At 73.4% G+C, this 20,886-nt stretch carries 12 protein-coding genes and 11 pseudogenes; 9 read left to right on the forward strand and 14 right to left on the reverse strand.

Translation table 11 applies throughout. The annotated features are described in order from the left end of the window. Positions 1 to 144 precede the first annotated feature (144 nt). Together ABD794_RS00335 and ABD794_RS00340 are read right to left on the reverse strand one after the other, a co-directional pair. A pseudogene (locus tag ABD794_RS00335) lies at positions 145 to 1,235 on the reverse strand (GNAT family N-acetyltransferase). Between the two features lies 1 nt (position 1,236). After that, entirely contained in the window at positions 1,237 to 1,725 is a 489-nt protein-coding gene (locus ABD794_RS00340; protein WP_344960289.1) for a hypothetical protein, read from the reverse strand. A gap of 395 nt (positions 1,726 to 2,120) precedes the next feature. On the opposite strand from ABD794_RS00340, the gene ABD794_RS00345 reads away from it, so the two are divergent. Further along, entirely contained in the window at positions 2,121 to 2,948 is an 828-nt protein-coding gene (locus ABD794_RS00345) for an SGNH/GDSL hydrolase family protein (protein WP_344960290.1), read from the forward strand. On the opposite strand, the gene ABD794_RS00350 is transcribed toward ABD794_RS00345, so the two are convergent. The 3 genes and pseudogenes from ABD794_RS00350 to ABD794_RS00360 all read right to left on the reverse strand — a co-directional run. Then, the gene (locus ABD794_RS00350) at positions 2,910 to 3,092 is read right to left on the reverse strand and encodes a hypothetical protein (protein ID WP_344960291.1); all 183 of its coding nucleotides are present in this window, start codon (positions 3,090 to 3,092) and stop codon (positions 2,910 to 2,912) included. The genes ABD794_RS00345 and ABD794_RS00350 overlap by 39 nt on opposite strands. After that, the gene (locus ABD794_RS00355) at positions 3,052 to 3,453 is read right to left on the reverse strand and encodes a hypothetical protein (RefSeq protein ID WP_344960292.1); all 402 of its coding nucleotides are present in this window, start codon (positions 3,451 to 3,453) and stop codon (positions 3,052 to 3,054) included. Before ABD794_RS00355 ends, ABD794_RS00350 begins: the two co-directional genes overlap by 41 nt. Beyond that, positions 3,428 to 4,700: pseudogene (locus tag ABD794_RS00360) on the reverse strand (serine/threonine-protein kinase); the annotation flags it as partial. The gene ABD794_RS00355 and the pseudogene ABD794_RS00360, both read right to left, overlap by 26 nt. Positions 4,701 to 4,937: 237 nt before the next feature. Here ABD794_RS00360 and ABD794_RS00365 point away from each other — a divergent pair. Continuing rightward, complete coding sequence (locus ABD794_RS00365; RefSeq protein WP_344960293.1) at positions 4,938 to 5,204, forward strand: hypothetical protein; 267 nt, start codon at positions 4,938 to 4,940, stop codon at positions 5,202 to 5,204. A 167-nt stretch (positions 5,205 to 5,371) separates the two neighbouring features. On the opposite strand, the gene ABD794_RS00370 is transcribed toward ABD794_RS00365, so the two are convergent. Further along, complete coding sequence (locus tag ABD794_RS00370) at positions 5,372 to 6,121, reverse strand: GntR family transcriptional regulator (protein WP_344960294.1); 750 nt, start codon at positions 6,119 to 6,121, stop codon at positions 5,372 to 5,374. Between the two features lie 32 nt (positions 6,122 to 6,153). Continuing rightward, positions 6,154 to 7,486: pseudogene (gene hmgA / locus ABD794_RS18415) on the reverse strand (homogentisate 1,2-dioxygenase). Between the two features lie 165 nt (positions 7,487 to 7,651). Here hmgA and ABD794_RS00390 point away from each other — a divergent pair. Next, positions 7,652 to 9,071, forward strand: a pseudogene (locus ABD794_RS00390) (aldehyde dehydrogenase family protein). Between the two features lie 62 nt (positions 9,072 to 9,133). On the opposite strand, the gene ABD794_RS00395 reads toward ABD794_RS00390, so the two are convergent. Beyond that, positions 9,134 to 9,664, reverse strand: a complete 531-nt coding sequence (locus ABD794_RS00395) for a DUF2165 domain-containing protein (RefSeq protein ID WP_344960299.1) — start codon at positions 9,662 to 9,664, stop codon at positions 9,134 to 9,136. Between the two features lie 117 nt (positions 9,665 to 9,781). Between ABD794_RS00395 and ABD794_RS00400 the strand changes: the two are divergent. After that, positions 9,782 to 10,463 (forward strand): annotated as a pseudogene (locus ABD794_RS00400) (TetR/AcrR family transcriptional regulator). Between the two features lie 81 nt (positions 10,464 to 10,544). On the opposite strand, the gene ABD794_RS00405 reads toward ABD794_RS00400, so the two are convergent. Further along, complete coding sequence (locus tag ABD794_RS00405) at positions 10,545 to 11,156, reverse strand: hypothetical protein (RefSeq protein WP_344960300.1); 612 nt, start codon at positions 11,154 to 11,156, stop codon at positions 10,545 to 10,547. Positions 11,157 to 11,300: 144 nt separating this feature from the next. Continuing rightward, positions 11,301 to 12,356, reverse strand: coding sequence for a serine-threonine protein kinase (locus ABD794_RS00410; protein WP_344960301.1), 1,056 nt, complete (start codon positions 12,354 to 12,356; stop codon positions 11,301 to 11,303). 437 nt (positions 12,357 to 12,793) lie between these two features. Here ABD794_RS00410 and ABD794_RS00415 point away from each other — a divergent pair. Continuing rightward, positions 12,794 to 13,402: pseudogene (locus tag ABD794_RS00415) on the forward strand (TetR/AcrR family transcriptional regulator). A gap of 109 nt (positions 13,403 to 13,511) precedes the next feature. Here ABD794_RS00415 and ABD794_RS00420 read toward each other — a convergent pair. Both ABD794_RS00420 and ABD794_RS00425 read right to left on the reverse strand, forming a co-directional pair. Next, positions 13,512 to 14,464, reverse strand: a pseudogene (locus tag ABD794_RS00420) (MBL fold metallo-hydrolase). 55 nt (positions 14,465 to 14,519) lie between these two features. After that, positions 14,520 to 14,956 (reverse strand): annotated as a pseudogene (locus ABD794_RS00425) (MarR family winged helix-turn-helix transcriptional regulator). A 131-nt stretch (positions 14,957 to 15,087) separates the two neighbouring features. Between ABD794_RS00425 and ABD794_RS00430 the strand changes: the two are divergent. From ABD794_RS00430 to ABD794_RS18420, 3 genes and pseudogenes are all read left to right on the forward strand, one after another. Next, positions 15,088 to 15,810, forward strand: coding sequence for an MFS transporter (locus tag ABD794_RS00430; RefSeq protein WP_344960302.1), 723 nt, complete (start codon positions 15,088 to 15,090; stop codon positions 15,808 to 15,810). Next, the gene (locus ABD794_RS00435) at positions 15,810 to 16,550 is read left to right on the forward strand and encodes an MFS transporter (protein WP_344960303.1); all 741 of its coding nucleotides are present in this window, start codon (positions 15,810 to 15,812) and stop codon (positions 16,548 to 16,550) included. The genes ABD794_RS00430 and ABD794_RS00435 overlap by 1 nt, the downstream gene beginning before the upstream one ends. Positions 16,551 to 16,607: 57 nt before the next feature. Next, positions 16,608 to 17,537: pseudogene (locus tag ABD794_RS18420) on the forward strand (NADP-dependent oxidoreductase). A 143-nt stretch (positions 17,538 to 17,680) separates the two neighbouring features. Here ABD794_RS18420 and ABD794_RS00450 read toward each other — a convergent pair. Further along, on the reverse strand, positions 17,681 to 18,223 hold the full coding sequence (locus ABD794_RS00450) for an NUDIX hydrolase (protein WP_344960306.1): 543 nt from the start codon (positions 18,221 to 18,223) through the stop codon (positions 17,681 to 17,683). A 12-nt stretch (positions 18,224 to 18,235) separates the two neighbouring features. After that, positions 18,236 to 19,100 (reverse strand): annotated as a pseudogene (locus tag ABD794_RS00455) (DMT family transporter). Between the two features lie 1,261 nt (positions 19,101 to 20,361). Between ABD794_RS00455 and ABD794_RS00465 the strand changes: the two are divergent. Beyond that, positions 20,362 to 20,838: pseudogene (locus ABD794_RS00465) on the forward strand (amino acid permease); the annotation flags it as partial. Positions 20,839 to 20,886 lie beyond the last annotated feature (48 nt).

The following is a 20,886-nucleotide window of genomic DNA, read 5'->3' on the forward strand; positions in this document are numbered from 1 at the left end:
TTGAAGCTTGAGACTGTATGGCAAGAGGTGAGGCGGACTCTCCTCCTTTGGTGTCCTTTGTTCCTGACGCGCTGTCCGCTGTGCGAACGCACACGCCGGAGCGGGGAGTTGGGCGTACCCCTGACGCCTGCCCGTGAACCCCCCTCACGTGCTCCGCCGGAGCCGGCCCACCTGTTTGAGGAGCCGGTCGGCGGGCTCGAAGAGCTGGGGCGCGCGAGCACGGCGTTGCGCAGCGCGCGCACGGCGCACGCCGCGCCAGATGCCCCATCGCGACGGGGTGACGCTCGTCACCCACCCTTCGACACGCTGAGTTCGCGTGTCTTCAGGGAATCCTTGTACGCCTTGCCGCCCCGCCCGAGGTCCAGATACGCCAGCCCCGCCGCGGCCGCCCCCTCCGCCATGCGTATGTGCAGCACCAGGCCGGGGGAGTACTTCGCGAACTCCGGGTCGTACGCCGGGAACCAGCACGCCAGCACCGTCGGCGACCGCAGCCCGAAGTGCGCCGCCACCGGCCGGCCGTCCGCGTAGAGCACGGACAGCAGCCCTCCGAACGTCGCGGCCCGGGTGTGGAACAGCTGCTCGACGAGATGGGATATCCAGGGACGGGAGAAGCGGTCGCTGCGCCCTGTTCTTCGGTACTGCGCCGACTTCCAGGCGATCAGCCGGTCCAGCACGGCCGGATCGCGCTCGTCGTGCACGTACCGCACGTCGCCGACGTCGCGGCCGAGCCGGCGCTCCTTGGCGAGCGTGGTCCGGGTGAACTTGGGCGACTGCTTGCGCAGCGCCGCCAGATAGGACTCGAAGCCCTGCTCCACGTCGATCACCGGCGAGGCGAACGCGCCGGAGGCGCCCACCTCGAAGGGCTTCTGGCCCTCCACGAGATGGTCGAACTCCCACAGCGACAGCCCGCACGCGTGGAGCAGTTCCCGGGCGTCCCACTGGAAGCCGGGCCGGTGCACCAGGCCCTGGGCGTCCGAGACGCCCAGCCCGACCGCCCGGCCCACCCCCAGCGGGGTGCGCTGGTAGGGGAAGAAGGCCGCGGGCGCGCCCTCCTCCCGTACGACGGCTATCCGGGTCCCGCGGCGGCAGCGGCCCACCGCCAGCGTGAACTCCGGTGCGAGGAAAGGATTCGCGAGCTGTGGAGAGCCGTCCTCCACCGCCCGGGTCTGCATGGCCGACCACGCCGCCCGGTCCGCGGCGGTCAGCTCGCCGGGGCGGCGCACGCTGATGTCCACGTCAGGACGTCCGGCTTCCCGTGGAGCGGCTCCGGTGGCGCCACCCGTGGGCGAGCAGGAAGAACAGCAGGCTGAAGGCCCCCACGGCGACGACGCCGCCGCGCACCGACCAGTTGTGCAGCGCGAGCATGGTCTGGGCGACCAGCAGGTCGACCGCCAGCGCCCCGCCGCCCGCGACCACGGCCCGGCTCAGCGGGTCGAGCCCGCGCAGCGCGGCCGCGATCCCGCAGCCGGGCGCGACGAGCAGGAAGAAGAGGGTGAACGGCGCCCGCAGCGGCGAGCCGATGTCCGCGAGCGCCAGCGCCGCCCCCACGCCCGCCATCGCGACGGCGGCTCCCGCGACCACCGGGAGCGAGTCCGCGGCCGGCGGCCTTCTCCCCGGGCGGCCGGGCGGACGGGTGGTGCCGGGCGGATCGCCGGTGACCGAATGATCGTCGATGGTGTCGATTTTGCTGCCGTCGAGTCCGACGGGATCGCTGAAGCTCTGCATTGGCGACTTAGCCCCCCGAAGCGCCGGATGCCGGGCTTCAATGTCGCGCAATGGGCGAAGGCCGTCAAGATGTGAAGGGCGTGCGAACGACCTTTGGCCGATGCCTTCGGGCACAACCGGAAGCTTTCCGTCGGATGAACACCAGGGGAACCTGTCATACCGTCAGTTCACCGTCGTACAAAGGGTTCCGGCCGCCGCACGGGTGAGCACCGACACCCCCGGGCGAGTGCCGGTGTTGACGCGGCCGTGAAGGCGCGGCAGGGACGGACTTCACCAAATGGCCATACGGCCAAGGGGGCGGCGAGGGATCGGCGTGACTTTTGACATGGACACTTCCAGCGACTCCGGGTCGCTGCTACCACAGGGGTGGCAGAGAACCCTGCTAGGGAGGCTCCATGAACTCGCACCGCATCACGGGTGCCGCATCGGCCGTGGCCCTCACCCTCCTGATCGCCCTCACCGGAACCGGTACGGCGCACCCCGCGCCCAGACCGGCCGGACCGGCCTACGTGGCGCTGGGCGACTCCTACTCCTCGGGCGTGGGCGCCGGTTCGTACCAGGGCGGCGACTGCAAACGCAGCTCCAAGGCGTACCCGGCCCTGTGGGCCGCCGCGCACGCCCCCACGTCGTTCGCCTTCACCGCCTGCTCGGGCGCGCGCACCGGTGACGTCCTCGGCAAGCAGCTCACCCCGCTCACCGCGGCGACGGGCCTGGTGAGCATCAGCATCGGCGGCAACGACGCCGGCTTCTCCGACACCATGACCGCCTGCGTCCTCAACGACGACCGCACGTGTCTCGACAGGATCGCCACGGCGAGCGCCTTCATCCGCGGCCAACTGCCCGCCAAACTCGACGCGGTCTACGACGCCATCGACTCCAAGGCCCCCCACGCGCACGTCGTGGTCCTCGGCTACCCCCGCTTCTACAAGCCGGCCGCCACCGACTGCGCCGGCCTGAGCGAGACCAAGCGGACGGCCATCAACAAGGCCGCGGACCTGCTCGACTCCGTCGTCGCCGACCGGGCGAGGAGCCACGGTTTCGCCTACGGCGACGTCAACACCACCTTTAAGGGCCACGAACTGTGCTCCGGCAGCCCCTGGCTGCGCAGCGTGACGCTGCCCGTCGACGAGTCGTACCACCCCACCGCCGGCGGCCAGTCCGGCGGCTACCTGCCGGTGCTCACCTCAGCGGCCCGGGTCGCGGGTCGCGCTGCCGCCGGGTGACGCGGACGACGACTCCGGCCGGCAGACGACCGTGAACGGCACGTGCGCCGACGTCACCTTGCGCGGCGCGGAGACCTCCACGGCGATCCAGTCCCGCTCCGGATCACCGGCCCGGTGGGCGGTCTCCGCGTGCGGCACGCTCACCGTCGGCGACGCGCCGGGCGAGACCGTGTGCCAGCCCCCCGTCCGTCACCCGCCCGCTGCCGGTGACCCACCGGTAGACCACCCGCGCGGGCACGCGGTCCACGGTGAGCAGCGCGTGGAAGGCGGGCGCGCGCTGCTCCGGGGCCGGGCAGGGGCCGGAGTAGCGGTCGCGGTCGGCGGTGACGGTGACCCCGACCGCGGAACCGGGCGCATCGGGAGAGGGAGAAGAAGAGGAGGAGGAAGGGGAGGAAGGGGAAGCAGAGGGAGGAGAAGAGGAAGAGGAAGGGGAGCGGGACGGGGAGGGCGCGGCGGACGACGACGGGGCCGGCGCGCCCCGGGGCCGGTCCGGCACTGCTGTCACTGCCGTCGCCGCCGTCCCCTCCGGCGCTCCCGCCGCCCGTGTCCCGGCCCACCAGGGCCCACACCAGGCCGCCCACCACGAGCGCGGCCACGACCAGGGCGGCTATCAGCCCGTTCCGCGTCCGGCGCGCCCGCCGCGCACCGGGTGCTCCGTCCGGGCCGTGGGCGCCCGCGCCGCCGGGACCGCCCGCGCCGCCGGGATCGCCCGCGCCGCCGGGATCGCCCGCGCCGCCGGGATCGCCCGGGCCGAGGGGCGCCGAGCGTCCGCCGGGCCCGTACGGATCGCTCCGGTCGCCCGAGCCGTACGACCCGGGCGAACCGACCGGGTCCCCGGGGCTGTAGGGACTCGCCGTCTCGCCCGGCGGGGCACCACGACCGTCGGGGCGGACGACGGGCGGGATGCCGCGCGCGGCATCCCGCCCGCGGAGACGGTCCGCAGCAGCCGCTCGGCCTCCGCCGCGCCCAACCGCCGCTCCGGGTCCTTGCGCAGCAGCCCTTCCAGCACGGGCGCGAGCGGGCCCGCCCGCAGGGGCGGGCGGCAACTCCTCGTCCACGGCGGCCCGTACGGTGGTCAGCGGGGTGTCCCGGCGGAACGGCGAGTGGCCCTCCACCGCCGCGTACAGCGTGACGCCGAGCGACCACAGGTCGGACGCCGGGCCGGGCGGGCGCCCCAGCGCCTTTCCGGGCCAGGAATTCGGGCGAACCCATCAACTGCCCGGTGGCCGTGAGCGCGGAGGTTCCCTCGATCACGGCGATGCCGAAGTCGCCGAGGACGACCCGCCCGTCGTTGCCGAGCAGAATGTTGGCCGGTTTCACATCCCGGTGCAGCACGCCGACGGAGTGCGCCGCCCGCAGCGCCGCGAGCACCTCGGCGCCGATCCGCGCGGCCCGCGCCGGCGCCATCGGCCCCTCGGCGTCCAGGACCTCCGCGAGCGACAGACCGGGCACCAGCTCCATGACGATCCACGGCCGTCCGTCCGCCACGACCACGTCGTACACCGTGACGACGTTGCGGTGCGCGATCCGGGCCGCCGCGCGCCCCTCGCGCTCCAGCCGCTCGTACAGCCCGCGCACCTCGTCCGCCGGGAGCCCGGCGGGCGCGCGGACCTCCTTGACGGCCACCGCGCGGCCCAGCACCTCGTCGCGGGCCCGCCGCACGACGCCCATCCCGCCACGCCCGAGCTCGTCCTCCAGCCGGTAACGGCCCGCCAGCACGCGCCCGTCGGCGTCCCCGGAGTCCCCGGTCATCGCGCATCCCTCCCCCGGGAGAGCAATTGGGGGTGAATGTACCGCAACAGAGGGTGATTTCCGCCCGGTCGGGGACGTTCCGGGGGCCCCTGGGGAGACCGGATTGCGTCAGGTTCACGCCAGGGGCGTCAACCCCCTTGACGGGGTGGTGAATCCGTTTGCGGATGCGCGGGTGACGCGATGGGGCGATAGGGTTACCCTGCCTTGGCCGGGTGCCTCGTACGGGTGGGGAGTCTCATGGACCAGATAGCTATGCGCAGCAGGCCGCGTGTGCCTGCCATCAATTGCGGGAGCGGTGCGTCCAGCGCACGCCTCGACCGCCATCTCGCGGTGCTGGGCGGTCCCGCCCTGCCCCAGCGCGAGGTCGAGGGCGCGACCCTGCTGATGCGCGAGCTGACGGCGCGTGACCACGCGCCGGCGGCCGGACCGAGCCGGACGGCGCGGGTGTCCCTGTTCGCGCCGCTGCGACGGCTGCGCCGTTCGCTGTTCGGCAGCCGCCCCTGACGCTCCCTCCGGTCCCGCACCAGGCACCCCTGTTCCCCGTCCCCGGCCCGTTCCCGCGCCGCCGGCCGGCCACCCGACCCGTCCCACGGCCAGGCGGCGCGGCCGCTCCCTGCGCGCCGGCCCCGTATTGAGTCGGCCCAGTACGCGACGGCTCAGTGCGCGACGGCTCAGTGCGCGTCGACGGTCACGGTGAACGAGAAGCGGTCACCGCGGTAGTGGATCCGCGCCACGTCCACGACGCGGCCGTCGTCGTCGTACGTGACGCCCGTGTAATGCAGGATCGGGCTGAGCAGCGGCACCCGGAGCAGCCCGGCCGTCTCCGGATCGGCCAGCCGCGCCTCCACGGTGTCCGTGATGCGGCTGATGCGGACCCCGAGCGCGTCGCGCAGCACCTTGGTCATCGGCCAGCGCGCCAGGTCGTCCAGGTCGAGCCGCTCGGCGAGTTCAGGATGCACCAGGTTCTCCGCCCAGTTCACCGGCTCGTCCGTGTCCCCGTCCCGGCGCAACCGGCGGAAGGCGACGGCCTCGGGCAGCCCGGGGAAGTGCTCGGCCAGGTCGCCGGGTACGGGGACCGGGCCGTGGCCCAGTACGGTGGTGCGCTCGCCGGACTGCTGGGCGACGATCGTGTCCACCGAGCCGAGCAGCCGCACCGGCGAACCCCGGCGGGCGCTCGGCTCGATGAACGTCCCGCGCCGCCGGTGCCGGCTGATGAGCCCCTCCGCCTCCAGCTCCTTGAGCGCCTGCCGCATCGTCAGCACGCTCACGCCGTAGTGCGCGGCGAGCGCGTCCTCGGTGGGCAGCCGCAGCGGGTCCTCGGGGCGGCGCCCGAGTATGGAGGCGCGCAACGACTGCGACACCTGGTACCACAGCGGCAGTTTGCGGTTGAGCGCGAGGGAGTCGGGGGCGAAGACGGTCACGGGAACTCCGGCTCTGCGGACGACGGGACGGGTCAGCGGCGGTAGTGCCGTTCCAGACCCTGCCACACGCCGTCGTACCCCGTCTGGAGGTGCCCGGCGCCCGCGGCCTGCTCGGTCAGGGTCACCGGCCAGCGGGTCTCGAACATGAACGCCAGCCCGTCGTCGATCTTCTGCGGCTTGAGCTCCGCCGCGCTGGCCTTGTCGAACGTCGCCCGGTCCGGCCCGTGCGCGGACATCATGTTGTGCAGCGAACCGCCGCCCGGCACGAAACCCCCTTCTCCGGCCGTCTTGGCGTCGTAGGCGCCCTCGATCAGGCCCATGTACTCGCTCATCACGTTGCGGTGGAACCACGGCGGCCGGAAGGTGTCCTCGCCCACCAGCCAGCGCGGCGCGAAGACCACGAGTCCACGCCGGCCAGGCCCGGGGTGTCGGACGGCGAGGTGAGCACCGTGAAGATCGACGGGTCCGGGTGGTCGTAGCTGATCGTCCCGATGACGTTGAACCGGCGCAGGTCGTAGACGTACGGGACGTGGTTGCCGTGCCAGGCGACGACGTCCAGCGGCGAGTGGTCGTACGTCGCGGCCCACAGGTTGCCGCAGAACTTGTTGACCACCCGCACCGGTCCCTCGACGTCCTCGTACGCGGCCACCGGCGCGAGGAAGTCCCGTGCGTTGGCGAGGCCGTTGGAGCCGATGGGGCCGAGGTCGGGCAGGGTGAAGGGCTGCCCGTAGTTCTCGCAGACGTAGCCGCGGGCGGTGGCGTCGAGGAGCTCGACGCGGAAGCGGACGCCGCGCGGGATCAGCGCCACGTGCCCGGCTCGGCGCGCAGCAGGCCGAACTCGGTGCGCAGCAGCAGGCCCGCCGCGCTCGGGCACGATCAGCAGCTCGCCGTCCGCGTCGCTGAACACCCGGTCCGTCATGGAGGAGTTGGCGGCGTAGAGGTGGACCGCCATGCCGGTGCGCTGGCGGCGTCGCCGTTGCCGCCCAGGGTCCACAGCCCGGCGAGGAAGTCGGTGCCCTCGGGGGGCTCGGGGAGCGGGTTCCAGCGCAGCCGGTTGGGGTCGGGCACGGTCTCCGCGAAGGGGGCGCCGCGCAGGCCGCCGTTGTCGACGCGGGAGAACGGCGGGTGGGCGGCCGACGGCCGGATGCGGTACAGCCACGACCGGCGGTTGTGCTCCGCGGTTCGGTGAAGGCGGAGCCGCTCAGCTGCTCGGCGTAGAGTCCGAGGGGTGCGCGCTGGGGCGAGTTGCGCCCCTGCGGCCAGGGCCCCGGGAACGGCCTCGCTGCTGTGCTCGTTGCCGAAGCCGGGCTGGTAGGCCAGCCCCTCGGCGGTCTTCCGCGCCTGTTCGTTGTCCGTGCCGGTCATCGTGTGCTCCCACTGCCGGAGGAATCCTATGGACGACCGTAGGATTCCGGTGCGGGGCGCGTCAATGGATCAGACGCCGCGTGGCCGACGGACACCCTTGTGCGGCTGGGCATCGACGGTTTAGGTTGGGGCCGTACCGACCGGCGAGACCGTGGGGAGACGGCCATGACCGTGCACGAGGGGCTGTTCATCGACGGCGGCTGGCGCGACCCGGCCGGACGGACGTCATCGAGGTGATCAACCCGGCGACCGAGGAGGTCCTCGCGACCGTCCCGGCCGGCACCGCGGCGGACGTCGACGCGGCCGTCCGCGCGGCGCGCGCCGCCCTGCCCGCCTGGTCCGCGACGCCGCCGAAGGAGCGCGCCCGCCTCCTCACCGCCCTCGCCTCGGTCCTGGACACCCGCCGCGAGGAGATCGCCGCGACCGTCACCGCCGAACTCGGCGCGCCCATCGGCTTCTCCCGGCGCGTCCACGCCGGCCTGCCGGTCGCGGTCACCGCCTCGTACGCCGAACTCGCCGCCTCCCACGCCTTCGAGGAGCGCATCGGCAGTTCGCTCGTCCTCCACGAACCGGTCGGCGTCGTCGGCGCGATCACGCCCTGGAACTACCCGCTGCACCAGATCGTCACCAAGGTCGCCCCCCGCGCTCGCCCGCGGGCTGCACCGTGGTGCTCAAGCCCGCCGAGAACACCCCGCTCACCGCGCGCCTCTTCGCCGCGTGCACGGCGGAAGCGGGGCTGCCCGCCGGGGTGTTCAACCTCGTCACCGGCCTCGGCCCGGAGGCCGGGGAGGCGCTGGCCCGGCACCCCGGCGTGGACCTGGTCTCCTTCACCGGCTCCACCGCCGTCGGGCGGCGCGTCGGCGCCCTCGCGGGGGAGGGCGTCAAGCGCGTCGCCCTCGAACTCGGCGGGAAATCGGCCAACGTGATCCTCCCCGGCGCCGATCTGGAGCGCGCGCTGCGGGCCAACGTCGCCGACGTCATGCGCAACGCCGGCCAGTCGTGCAACGCGCTGACCCGGACGCTGGTCCACGACGACCGGTACGACGAGGCGGTCGCCCTGCTCGCCGAGGCCGTCGCGGAGTACGTCCCCGGCGACCCCACGGACCCGGAGTGCCGCCTGGGCCCGGTCGTCAGCGCCCGCCAGCGCGACCGCGTCCGCGCGCTCGTCCGGCGGGGCGTGGAGGAGGGCGCCCGCCTCGTCACCGGCGGCCCCGACGCGCCCGAGGGGCCCGCGCGCGGCTTCTACGTGCGTCCCACCGTCCTCGCCGACGTCACCCCGGACATGGCGGTCGCCCGGGAGGAGATCTTCGGCCCGGTGCTCTCCGTCCTGCGCTACGCGGACGCGGAGGAGGCGCTGCGCGTCGCCAACGACTCGGAGTACGGGCTCGCCGGGGCCGTGTGGGCGGCGGACGAGGCCGAGGCGGTGGCCTTCGCGCGGCGGATGGAGTGCGGGCGCGTCGACGTGAACGGCGGCGCGTTCAACATCCTCGCGCCGTTCGGCGGCTACAAGCGGTCCGGTGTGGGGCGGGAGTTGGGCGTGCACGGGCTGCTGGAGTTCCTCCAGCCCAAGTCCCTGCAACTGTGAGACCTGACGGGCCTGTGAGACCTGTGGGCCGGTGAGGCCTGCAGGACCGCGGCCGCGGGCCGTCAGTCCGCGGGCCACCGGCCGGGCAGGTGGATCACCAGCAGCACCAGCCCGGCCACCACGAAGTTCCGCTCGGCGGCGCCCAGTCCGTTCCACCGGGCGGACTGCCACATCGCGAACCACTCGCCCCCGATGGCGATGAACCCCAGCCCGAACAGCAGCAGGAACATCACCAGCCCCAATGTGGCGGTCCGGCGCGCCCGTTCGTACCCGCCGCGGCGCAGGGCGCGCACCCATCGCACCGTGGCCGTGAGCAGAACGGCGGCCGTCGCCGCCTCCCAGACGATGATGAGGACGTAGGCCAGATCCTGGAGGGGCCGGGAGGTGACGGCCCGCCACATCAGGTCGTCGTCCTTGAACGTCGTGTCCATGGCGAGGACATGACGGACGAAGTCCCGGTTGGTGCCGAAGTCCGTCACGTTGCCGAAGACCACCAGCAGGACGTACACCGCCACCGTGGCCGTCAGCGCCGTCGCCGCCACGGGCAGCCCGCCCAGCTCCCGCATCCGTCCCCGCACGCGTCCCCTGGCCATGGGGCGAGCATGCCCACGGGCGGTGGCGCGTACGCGCCCTAAGCGCTCGCTCAGGCAGGGGGTAGGGTGTTCGTCCTGCCGACGGGGTCCCGCCGGGGCCGGAAGGGGAGGGGACGGATGGACGCGGAGGCCGGGCGGACCGAGGAACGGGCGGACGCCGGGGAGCGGGCGAAGGCCGGGGAATGGGCGGACATCACCCCCGACGCGGCCCGGCGGCTGCTGACGGCCGCCGTCCGGGCGTTTCGCCGAGCGCGGCTACCACGCCACCACCACGCGGGACATCGCCGGCCGGGCCGGGATGAGCCCCGCCGCCCTCTACATCCACTACCGCACCAAGGAAGAACTCCTCTACCGCATCAGCGGCGTCGGCCATCGGCTCGCCCTCGACATCCTCGGCCGGGCCCGCGACGGCGGCGGCAGCGCGGCCGAGCGCCTCGGCGACGCGGTGCGCACCTTCGTGCGCTGGCACGCGGAGCACCACACCACCGCGCGCGTCGTGCAGTACGAACTGGGGGCGCTCGCCGAGGAGCACCACGCGGAGATCGTCGGCATGCGGCGGGAGACGGACGCCGCCGTGCGCTCCATCGTCGAGGACGGCGTCGCCGCGGGCGAGTTCGACGTCCCCGACGTGCCGGGCACCAGCCTGGCCCTGCTCTCGCTCTGCGTGGACGTCGCCCGCTGGTTCCGCGAGGACGGCAAGCGCACCCCGGAGGAGGTCGGCGACCTGTACGCGGGGCTGGCGCTGCGGATGGTCGGGTTCCGCGGGCCGTGTCCCGCGGAGGGCGGCGTACGGGGGTGAGTCCCCCCGGCCCGCCCGGCGCGGAGCCCGCGGGCCCCGCGCAGCTGTCCCGCGGCGCGCGGTCGCCGCGGGACCGCCGGCTCAGACCGCCGCGTAGCGCGGCTCGAACGCGTACCGCCGGGCCGCGGACAGCGCGGCCGGGGTCAGGACGGCGACCGGCACGACGATGCCGCAGTCGGTGCAGACCGGCCCCTCCAGCGGGTAGCGCTCCAGGTCGGTGCGCCATTCGATGCGGTTCTGGGCGCAGACGGGGCAGTGGTCCCCGGGCGCCGACTCCATGGCGGTGATCACCCGGCGCAGCACGTCCGCGAGCCGGGCCCGCGGCGCCAGAGCCGGTGTGGCACAGGGCACGATGTCACAGCCGCCCCAGGTGTTGCGGTGCCACTCGTCCACCGCGCCGGGCTGGCGGATCCCGTCGTGCTTCTCCCGCCGGCGCCGGCCGGCGAACTCGACCTCGTAGGCCAGCCAGACCTCGCGGGCCTCCTCCAGCTCCGCCAGGGCCCGGACCAGCCGCCCGGGATCGGGGGAGCGGTCGTCGGGGGCGATGCCGGCCTGGGCGCACAGGTGGTGCCAGGTGGCCCGGTGTCCGTACGGGGCGAAGCGTTCGAGGCACTTGCGCAGGGACGTCCGTCGCAGAGCGATGGTGTTTCCCGGATTGCGTACCTCTCGTGCGAGAGCTCTGAAACCTGCCACTGCATCCCACCTCCGGCGGTGCGGACTCGGACGACGAAACGACGGCCGAAACGACCCAAACACCGAAGGGACGTATCGCGGCGCGAATCGGATCCCTCCGGGCGGCGCGAGCCCTCTCCTCGTCGTCGGGAAGGGCACGCCCCGCTAACGCATGCCCCGTCCGGCCATCAGTACGACACGCGCGAGCTCGGCATGGCAGATGTCGCTGTGGGCGCCCGAGGGCGGGCCCCCGCGCCGGACGACCTCGCCGGCGTCGATGTTGGCGCAGCCGGACGCCGGGAGGGCGCCCGCCAGGGCGTCGGCCAGGGAGAGCGCGGCGCAGTCGGGCACGGCGCGCATGCCGTCGTGTCCCATGGCGCCCCACCGGGACTCGTCCAGTCCCAGCAGTGATTCCGAGTCCCCCGACAGCCGGGAGGCCAGCGGATAGAGGGTCCCGAGCGCCGTGTCGTGCCGGGACCAGCAGCAGGCCACGGTGCCGGCGACCCGCTCCGGCGCGTCGCGCAGCACGCCGGAGCGGCCGGGTGCGAACGGCAGCCGGGGGGTGAACGCGTAGTGCGAGAAGGCGCCTTGGAGCAGGGTGAGCGACTGGACGCGGACGCCGTCGGGGAGTCCGCCGGGCGCGAACGAGACGAGCCGGGCGCCGAAGCTGTGCCCCGCCAGATGCACCCGCAACTCCGGTGCGCGGGCCGCCAGTTCGCCCATCGCCGGGCCGAGGCCCGCGCTGGGCCGACGACGCCGGCCCGGCGCTTCATCTCCCAGTACGTGCCCTGGCGCAGCAACTCGAGCGCGCCGCGCCACACCCGCTTGAGCACGCCGCCGAACAGGCCCGGGGCGGGCGGGGCCAGGGGACTCCAGCGCGGTGGCGAACGCGTCGCAGACCTCCACGGCGCTCTGGGTGAACATCACCGGGACGATGGGCTCCGAGTCGGTGTCCCGGATCCACGCCCCGTCCTCCGCCCCGTTGCGGTCGGCCTCCCGGGGGCGGGGGCTGACGAGGGTGCGCACCAGCCCCGTGAACTCCTCCAGCCGGGCCCGGTCCGCCGGCTGCCGTTCGGCCAGTTCGGCGAGGCGGCCGAGGATCGCGTCCCGGCCGGGGAAGGCCAGCGCCAGCGCCTCCCGGGTGCCCGGCGGCAGCCCCGGGCGGTCGGAGGCGGGCGCCAGCGGGAGCCAGTCCGGCACGTCCTCGTCCGTGAACCGCATGGACGGCCAGACGATCCCGCAGTATCCGAGGCCCTGTCGGGGCGGGAACGTGGCGAAGAAGGCGTTGTAGAGCCGGTGGCCGTGGAGCGGGTGTTGTTCCAGCCGTGCGCGAAGACGACGAGGTCGGTGAGGTGTTCGTCGGTGGCGCCCCGGAGCAGGGCGTCCAGTTCGCGCCGGTCCGCGCGCCCGTTCTTGTCGAAGGTCAGTTCCCAGTACGGCCGCACGCCCGTGCCCGCCATGGCGCCCCCTACCCCTCCGGTGTGGAGCGCATGGTCCTGCCGGCCGCGGGCGCTGTCCAGAGCCGGGCGGGGTGGGATTCCGTACGACGGGCAGGCGTGCGGATACCGCCGAGTCGGTCCGAACGGGCGAGTGGCAAGATCCCTCGGGGGAGGCCGCGTGCCCTGCGCGGCACCGCAGTTGAGGAGGGGTGGGGTTCAGTGGAGCCGACGAGGAGAGCGAGGACCGGTCCCGGCGACCGGCCGGTGCCGCAGCGGCTGCTGGCCGCGGCGACCCGGCTCTTCGCCGACCAGGGGTACGACCGGACCTCCGTCCAGGAGATCGTCGAGGCGGCCGGCGTCACGAAGGGTGCCTTGTACCACTACTTCGGGTCCAAGGACGACCTGCTGCACGAGATCTACGCCCGGGTGCTGCGGGTGCAGCAGGACCGCCTCGACGCGGTGGCGGGCGTCCTCCGCCCCGGTGGAGGAACGGCTGCGCGCCGCGGCGGTGGACGTCGCGGTGACGACGATCGAGAACCTCGACGACACGAAGATCTTCTTCCGGTCCATGCACCAACTCGGCCCGGAGAAGTACCGGCAGGTGCGCGCCGAACGGCGGCGCTACCACGAACGCTTCCGCGCGCTGATCGAGGAGGGCCAGCGGGAGGGGGTGTTCAGCGGGGCGACGCCCGCGGATCTGGTGGTGGACTACCACTTCGGTTCGCTGGCACCACTTGAGCAGCCTGGTACCGGCCGGAGGGGGTCCTGACGTCACGTCAGGTGGCGGAACACCTGGCGGACTTGCTGCTACGGGCATTGCGCCCGTAGGCGGTTGCCCCCCGATCCCGCCCTCTCCCCGCTTCGTCCGCCCGAAGGGCGGTTCGGGGGCGGGGGCTTGTCCCGGGAGACGGGGAGAGGGCGGGGCGGGGAGGAGGCCCTACGCGTGGCAAGCCAGCGGCTTGCCGCCGTTCATTTCCGCCATGTCCCGCAGCACACCGCCGGCAGATCCAGCGGCGAGCCGTCCAGATCCGCGTACGCCCGGTGCACGTTGCCCACCAGCCGCTCGCTCTCCTTCAGTTCGGCGAACTCGCCGAGATCCGCCGCCCGCGCCACCTCCATCGGCGTACGCCCGGCCGCGCGTCCGGCCGCCGCCAGGTCCCGCACGAAGCGCAGGTACCGCTCGACCGTGTCGAAGACGCCGGGGTCCGTGACCGGCCCGTGCCCCGGCACCACCACCTCCGCGTCCAGTTCCCGCAGCAGCTCCAGCGCCCGCAGCGACCCGCCCAGCGAGCCGAACGGGATGAACGGGGTGCCCCCGTTGAAGACCAGGTCCCCGGTGAAGACGACGCGTTGCCGCGGCAGCCAGACCACCGTGTCGCCCACCGTGTGCGCGGGCCCGGGGTGGAAGAGCCGCACCTCGGTGTCACCGATGTGGAGCGTGAGGGAGTCGGTGTAGGTGAGCGTCGCGGGGGTGATGTGCACGTCCCCGTACTCCACCAGCGGCCAGATCGCGTGCAGTTGATGGCCGACGGCCAGCGTCTGCTCGCGGCACCCGGCATGGCCGATGATCGTCGCACCGCCGGCGGCGAAGACGCCGTTGCCGTACGTGTGGTCGCCGTGGTGGTGCGTGTTGACGACGAGGGACGGCGCCGGCGCCCCGCTCGCCGCGACCGCGTCGCGCAGCAGCTCCGCGCGCCGTACGGTCGGCGCGGTGTCGATCAGCAGGGTGCGGTCCCCGTCGGTGACGAAGCCGGCGTTGTTCAGGCACCAGCCGCCGTCCGGCTGGACGTACGCGCTCACCCCGGGCGCGAGCGGCACGGTGTAGGGCTCGGGGACCGCCGAGGGGCCGGACGGGGCGGCCTGCGGGGCCGGACGGGCGTGGGTCGACATCTGCGCCTCTCCTCGAATCGGACAGGCCGTCAGAATACGGGGAGCGATCAGCGCCTCAGGCGCCCGGCCGCAGCCCGTCCCGCAGCAGCTCCAGCAGCCCGTAGAGCGCGGTCCGCTCCTCCTCGCCGAGCGCGTCCAGGGCCGTGTGGGTGGCCTGCATCTCGGCCCTGACTCGGCGGATGGTCTCGCGCCCCTCGTCCGTGGCGACCACGTTCTTCACCCGGCGGTCGGACGGGTCGGGCTCGCGGCGCACCAGGCCCCGGGCCTCCAGCCGGTCCACGATGCCGGTGACGTTGGAGGCGTCGCACACACCAGCAGGGTGGCCAGGCCGCGCATCGGCATCGGGCCCTTGAGGTGGGCGAGCAGCTTGGCCTGTACGCCGGTGAGGCCGTGCCGGGCCGCCGAGGCGGAGAAGTCCTGCCACTGGGCGGTGCCGAGGGCCGCCACCAGTTCCAGGAGCTGGGCCTTGGTCGGGGAGGTCGGGGCGGTCATACGGCCCAGTCTACGCAAGCGGTTGAGGCTCTCAATCATTAGCTTGACTACCTCAAGTATCAGGTCTAGGTTTGCCCGGTTGCTTGATGACTTCAAGCATCAATGTCGTGAAGCAATCGAAGGAACCCCCCATGAGCTCCTCGGCCCCGCCGAGAAACGAGACCCTGATCGTCTTCGCCCTGAGCCTCGCGGCGATGGTGGTCTCGATGATGCAGACCCTGGTCGTGCCGATCCTCGGCCTCATCCAGAACGACCTGGAGACCTCCTCGGCGAACGTCAGCTGGGTCACCACCGCGACCCTGCTCTCCGCCGCCGTCTTCACCCCGCTGCTCGGCCGCTTCGGCGACCAGCACGGCAAGAAGAAGACGCTCGTCGCCGTCCTCGTCGTCATGGTCGCCGGATCCGTCCTGGCCGCCGTGACCCACTCCCTGCTCTGGCTGATCGTCGGCCGGGTGCTCCAGGGCGCCGCCACCGCGATCTTCCCGCTGGCGCTCTCCGTCCTCCGCGAGGAGATCCGGCCGGCCAAGCTGCCCGGCGCCATGGCCATGGTCAGCGGCACCCTCGCCTTCGGCAGCGGCCTGGCGCTGGTCGCCACGGGTCTGCTCACCTCGGGCGACAACCCCGACTACCGCAGCGCCTTCTGGCTGGCCACCGGCCTGGCCGCGCTCAGCCCTGGTGGCCGTCGCCGCCCCTCGTCCCCGCCACCCGCGAGACCACCGGCGGCCGCACCGACGTCCTGGGCGCGCTCGCCCTGGCCGCCACCCTCGTCCTGCTCCTGCTGCCCATCACCCAGGGGCACGAGTGGGGCTGGGGCTCGGGCCGCACCCTCGGCTGCTTCGCCGGTGCCGTCGTGATGGCCGCGGTGTGGGTCCTCGTCGAGCGCCGGGTGCGCGAGCCGCTGGTCGACATGAAGATGTTCGTCCACCGGCCGGTGCTCTTCGCCAACCTCGCGGGACTGCTCGTCGGCTTCGGCTCCTTCGCCCTCTTCATCGGCGTCTCCTACCTGGTGCAGATGCCGTCGAAGATCGCGGGCTACGGCTTCGACGCGACCGTGCTGCGCGCGTCCGTGGAGTTCCTGCTGCCGAGCACGATCGTCTCGCTGCTGGCCGCGCCCATCGGCGGCAAGCTGGTGCGCCACCACGGCCCGCGCCCGGTGCTGCTGCTCGCCTCGCTGATCGGCACCGTCGGCTTCGTCTGGATCGCCCTCGACCACGAGCACGCCTTCTCCGTCATCGCCGCCGGAATGTGCGTCGGCGCCGGCATCAGCTTCGGCTACGCGGCCATGCCCGCCGTGATCGTCGCCAGCGTGCCGCCGCGGCAGACGGGCATCGCCAACGGCATCAACTCCATCTCCCGCTCCACCGGCAGCGCCATCGGCAGCGCGATGATCACCACCGTGCTCGCCTCCAGGAGCATCGAGCACCTGCCGCCGGGCGCGCCCGCGCTGCCCGCGGAGAGCCAGTTCACCCTGACCTTCGTGATCGCGGGCACCGCGTTCCTGCTGGTGTCGCTGGTCGCCTGGCTGGGGACTGCGCGGAACGCACGCCCCGCGCCCCGCTGCGGTGGCGGGCTCCGCCCCGGCGTCGGACGCTGAAACCGCAGGCGCCACGCGCTGAACACGAGGCTGAACACGAGACCGAGGAGCATGACTATGAAGGCTGTCAGCTACCGCGCCTACGGCGGGCCCGAGGCCCTGGAGTACGGAGAGGTCCCCGAGCCCACGGTCGGTCCGGACTCCGTGCTGGTCAGGGTCCGGGCGGCGGCAGTCAACCCGGTGGACTGGAAGGCCCAGGCGGGCTATCTGGACGGGGCGATCACCCCGGTCTTCCCGGTCGTCCCCGGCTGGGACGTGGCGGGCACCGTCGAGCGGCTGGGCGCGGACACGCCGGAATTCGCGGTCGGCGACGAGGTCATCGGCTACGTCCGGGAGGACTTCCTCTCCCGGGGGACCTACGCCGAGTTCGTGGCCGCGCCCGTGCGGACGCTGGCCCGCACAAACCGGCCAATCTCTCCTTCGAGCAGGCCGCCGGCCTCCCGCTGGCGGGCCTGACCGCCTACACAGGCGCGTCCGCGCGACCGGGTGGGAGAGCGGGACACCGTGCTCGTGCACGGCGCGGCGGGCGGGGTCGGCTCGATGGCCGTCCAGCTCGCGCGCAACACGGGTGCGCGGGTCATCGGGACGGCGAGCGAGCACAACCACGCGTATCTGCGCTCGCTGGGTGCCGAGCGCTGATGTACGGGGACGGGCTCCTCGACCGCTTCCGGGCCCCTCGCCCCCGAGGGCGCGAGCGTGGTCCTCGACCTGGTCGGCGGCGGCGTGATCCAGACGTCCTCGCACATCACGTGCCGGACGCCCGGCTCGTCTCGAATCGCGGACCCGTCGGTGACGGAACTGGGCGTGCCGCCTTCTGTGGGTCCGCCCGGACGCGGCCCGACCTGGCGGCGCTGACCCACCTGGCGGAGCGGGGGCGGCTGTCCGTGGAGGTGGCGGAGGTGTTCCCGCTGGCAGAGGGCGGCGGGCATGGCGCAGCGGCGCAGTGCCGAGGGGCATACGCGGGGGAAGCTGATTCTGGTGCCGTAGGGGTACGGCGAAGGTCCTCAAGCGCCGGACGGGCTGAATATCAGCCCGTCCGGCGTTTGAGGACGAACGCGGCGAAGCCGCGTTGCCCCGCGCGGAGCGCGCCGAGAAACGGTGAAAGGGCGGGTCCGGGGCAAACTCACCCCTCACGGCGCCACGCCGCACACCTCCCCCACGCCTCCAGCCCGTCCGGCACCCACGTCCCACCTCCGGAAGCCGCGCTTTCGAGCTACGTCCTCCGCGAGGAAAGGAATGCCAGGCCACCTCCGACACCTGCGGCCTTGACCGCCAGGTCGCACCGCACCATCGTACCACCCCGACCACCACTGCCGCCGAACTCCTCCGACTCGTAGAGGAACGGAACAGCGGCCGGGCGCGGAAAAGCCCCCGCACCCCCAGCTCCTCCTCCGCTCCCGCAGCGCCGCCGCGTCGTACGTCTCGCCCGCCCCGAGCACTCCGCCCACGAACATGTCGTACCGCGACGGAAAGATCAGCTTCTGCGCCGTCCGCCGATGGACGAAGATCCGCCCCTCCGCGTCGCGCACCTGCAACGAACGTGCAGCGGTGCCGCAGCCGCCGGGTGTAGATCTCGCCCCGGGCGCCTGCCCCACGACGCGGTCGTGCTCGTCGACGACGTCCAGGATCTCGTCGGCCGAAAGTCCCGGAAGTCCCTGCGCATCCATGGTCATGGGGCCATCACATCAGCGCGGCTGCAGATCCCGCACCCGCGCCTCCGACATTCCCGACGGCATCGCCGGATGCCGCCCGATCAGCACGATGCCCACCACGATCGCCGCCAGCCCCGCCGCCTGCCAGGCCAGCGCCCCCGGCGACGTCCGCAGGCGGTCGCCGAGGAAGCCCACCCCGCAGACGATCCCCGCCAGCGCTGGGGGCCCGCGGTCAGCGCGGGCAGGGACATCCGCAGCGGGGGCCGTCTCGAAGGCGCTCTGCACCAGTACCAGCCCGGTGACGTCCCAGCGCCAGCACCCGCGTACGCTGCCAGCTGACGACCAGCGTGGCCAGCCCGCCGTGCGTGTAGCGCTCCCCGCTGACCCGGGTCAGGGCGTCCTGGACGCCGCTACAGCAGCCCCGCCGCCACGGCCCAGCGTCGCCGCCTCCGCGCTCATCCGCAGCCGCTTCGAGACCGCCGCCAGCACCAGCGCGCCGCCGATCATCAGGCCGACGATCAGCCAGTGCCGCCAGCGGGTCGGTCACCGAATGCCCGCCCTGCGGGCGTCCCGCGAACGATGAAGGCGGTCACGCCCGCCGGCCAGCAGCCACAGGGCCGCCCCCAGCCCGGTCAGGGCCCAGCGGCTTGCTTGGTCTGCCAGCGGGACAGGGCCATCGCGAAACAGCAGGTTCGTCGCGAGCAGCGGCTCCACCAGCGAGATCTCGCCGCCCCCCCAGCGCCACACGCGCCCAGCGCCATGCCGCAGACCATCAGACCCAGGGCCCGCCAGCCAGCGCGGCATCCGCACGAGGTCGAGCAGCAGCCGGAAGGAGAGGAAGTCGCTCATGGGCGCGCGCTGCCGCCGCGTTCTGCTGGAGAACGAACCCGAAGCCCAGGCAGAGGGCCCGCGCTCAGAGCGAAGGCGAAGACCATACGTCGCGCACCTCAAGACCGGCCGGAGGTCGGGGACTTGACCCGAGAACGATAGCCGCCTCATGGGCGTTGTGCGGAACGAGTACCCCCCTTTCGGACGTTCATCCAGACTCTCCGGACGCACCTGCGTGTTCCGCCACCACCCTTGACGGAAACCTGTGACTAACGCTTTGCTGTCCGTGATCAACCAGCTGCACTGGAGGACCGTGGAGGACGCTCACCGATGACCCCTCCACGCCCCCTCGGCGCTCCCGGCTCGGGGGCGGACCCTCCTTCGACCCCTGCGCTCGACGACGCCGAGCTGGTCACCGTCCGCGACGAACTGTCCCGCGGCCGCTGGGCCGAGCCCGCCGGCTCCTGGCCGGGACCGGCGACGACTGGGACCTGCCGTGGCCACCGCCTCCCTCGTCCTCGGCCAGGTCCACCGCCGGGATCGCCTGGGGCCGCGAGTGGCAGCTCGCCGAGCCCGACAGCGCCGACGCCGCCGCCCTGCTGGCCTGCGCCGCCGCCCAGCAGGCCGCCCGCCGCCGGGAGGACCCCCGAGCGGGCCCGCGCCCTGTGCGCCGGCCGCCGCCCGCATGGCGCCCCCTCGACCCCACCCCCTGGCTGGCCCTGCTGCTCCTCGCGCACTCCGGCGCCACCGAGGACGAACCCGCCCGCCACTTCGGCCAGGTGCGCGCCCGCCACCCCGAGCACCACCACGCCCACCATCTGATGGCCGCCAGCCTCGCCGGGCACAAGGCCGACCACGACGACCCCCTGCACGAGGTCTACGACTTCGCCGCCTGGGCCGCCGAACAGGCCCCCGCCGACTACCCCCCTGGCCCTCCTGCCCGTCGTCGCGCACGCCGAGCGCTACCGCGCCCTGGCCCGCGCCGGGGTCCTGCCCCGCGACCCCGCCGCCTCCGGCCACTGGACCGGCCGCCGCGCCCGCCAGGTGCTCAAGGCCGCCTTCGACTGTGGCTCGAATGGGACATCGACGACACCGTCCGGCACCCACCCCGGCACAAGGTCGACCTCACACTACCTCGCCCACGCCAAGCTGCACGAGGGCCGGCTGGCCGAGGCCGCCGCCCTGCTCATCAGATCGGCCCGCACGTCACCCGGGCCCCCTGTCCTACCCCGACCGCGACCCCGGGAAGGGCCCTCCGGTGCCGCCCGCCGCACGGCCCTCGGCTCCCGCTGACCCCACACCCCCCCCACACGACGAAGGACGACCCACCCATGCCAACGGGCCGCACGACACCCGCCGAGATACACACCTTCAAGGGCCAGGAACGCCGCCTGCGCGCCGACCGCATCGGCCTCGCCGGACTCCTGATGTCCGTCGTCGCCGCCAGCGCCCCGCTGATGGTGACGACCGGCGGCATGCCCGTCACCTTCGGCGTCCTCGGCGTCGTCGGCTCCCCCCTGCTGTACGTGATCTCGGCCTGGTCCTGCTGCTGTTCAGCTTCGGCTACGCCGAGATGAGCCGCCACGTCCACAACGCCGGCGCCTTCACCGCGTACATCGCCCGCGGCCTCGGCGGCACGGCGGGCGCCGCCTCGTCCGGTCGTCGCCCTGGTCTCCTACAGCGCCATGCAGTGCTGCATCTACGGCCTGTTCGGCTTCGAGCTCTCCGGGCTGCTGAAGCGGCATCTGGACGTGACCGTCGCCTGGTGGATCCCCGCCCTCGCCGCCGTCGTCCTCGTCGGCGTCATATCACACGTGGAGTGATCTCTCTCAACCAAGGAAAAAAAAAAAAAAAAA

The organism is Streptomyces thioluteus, assembly GCF_039535865.1.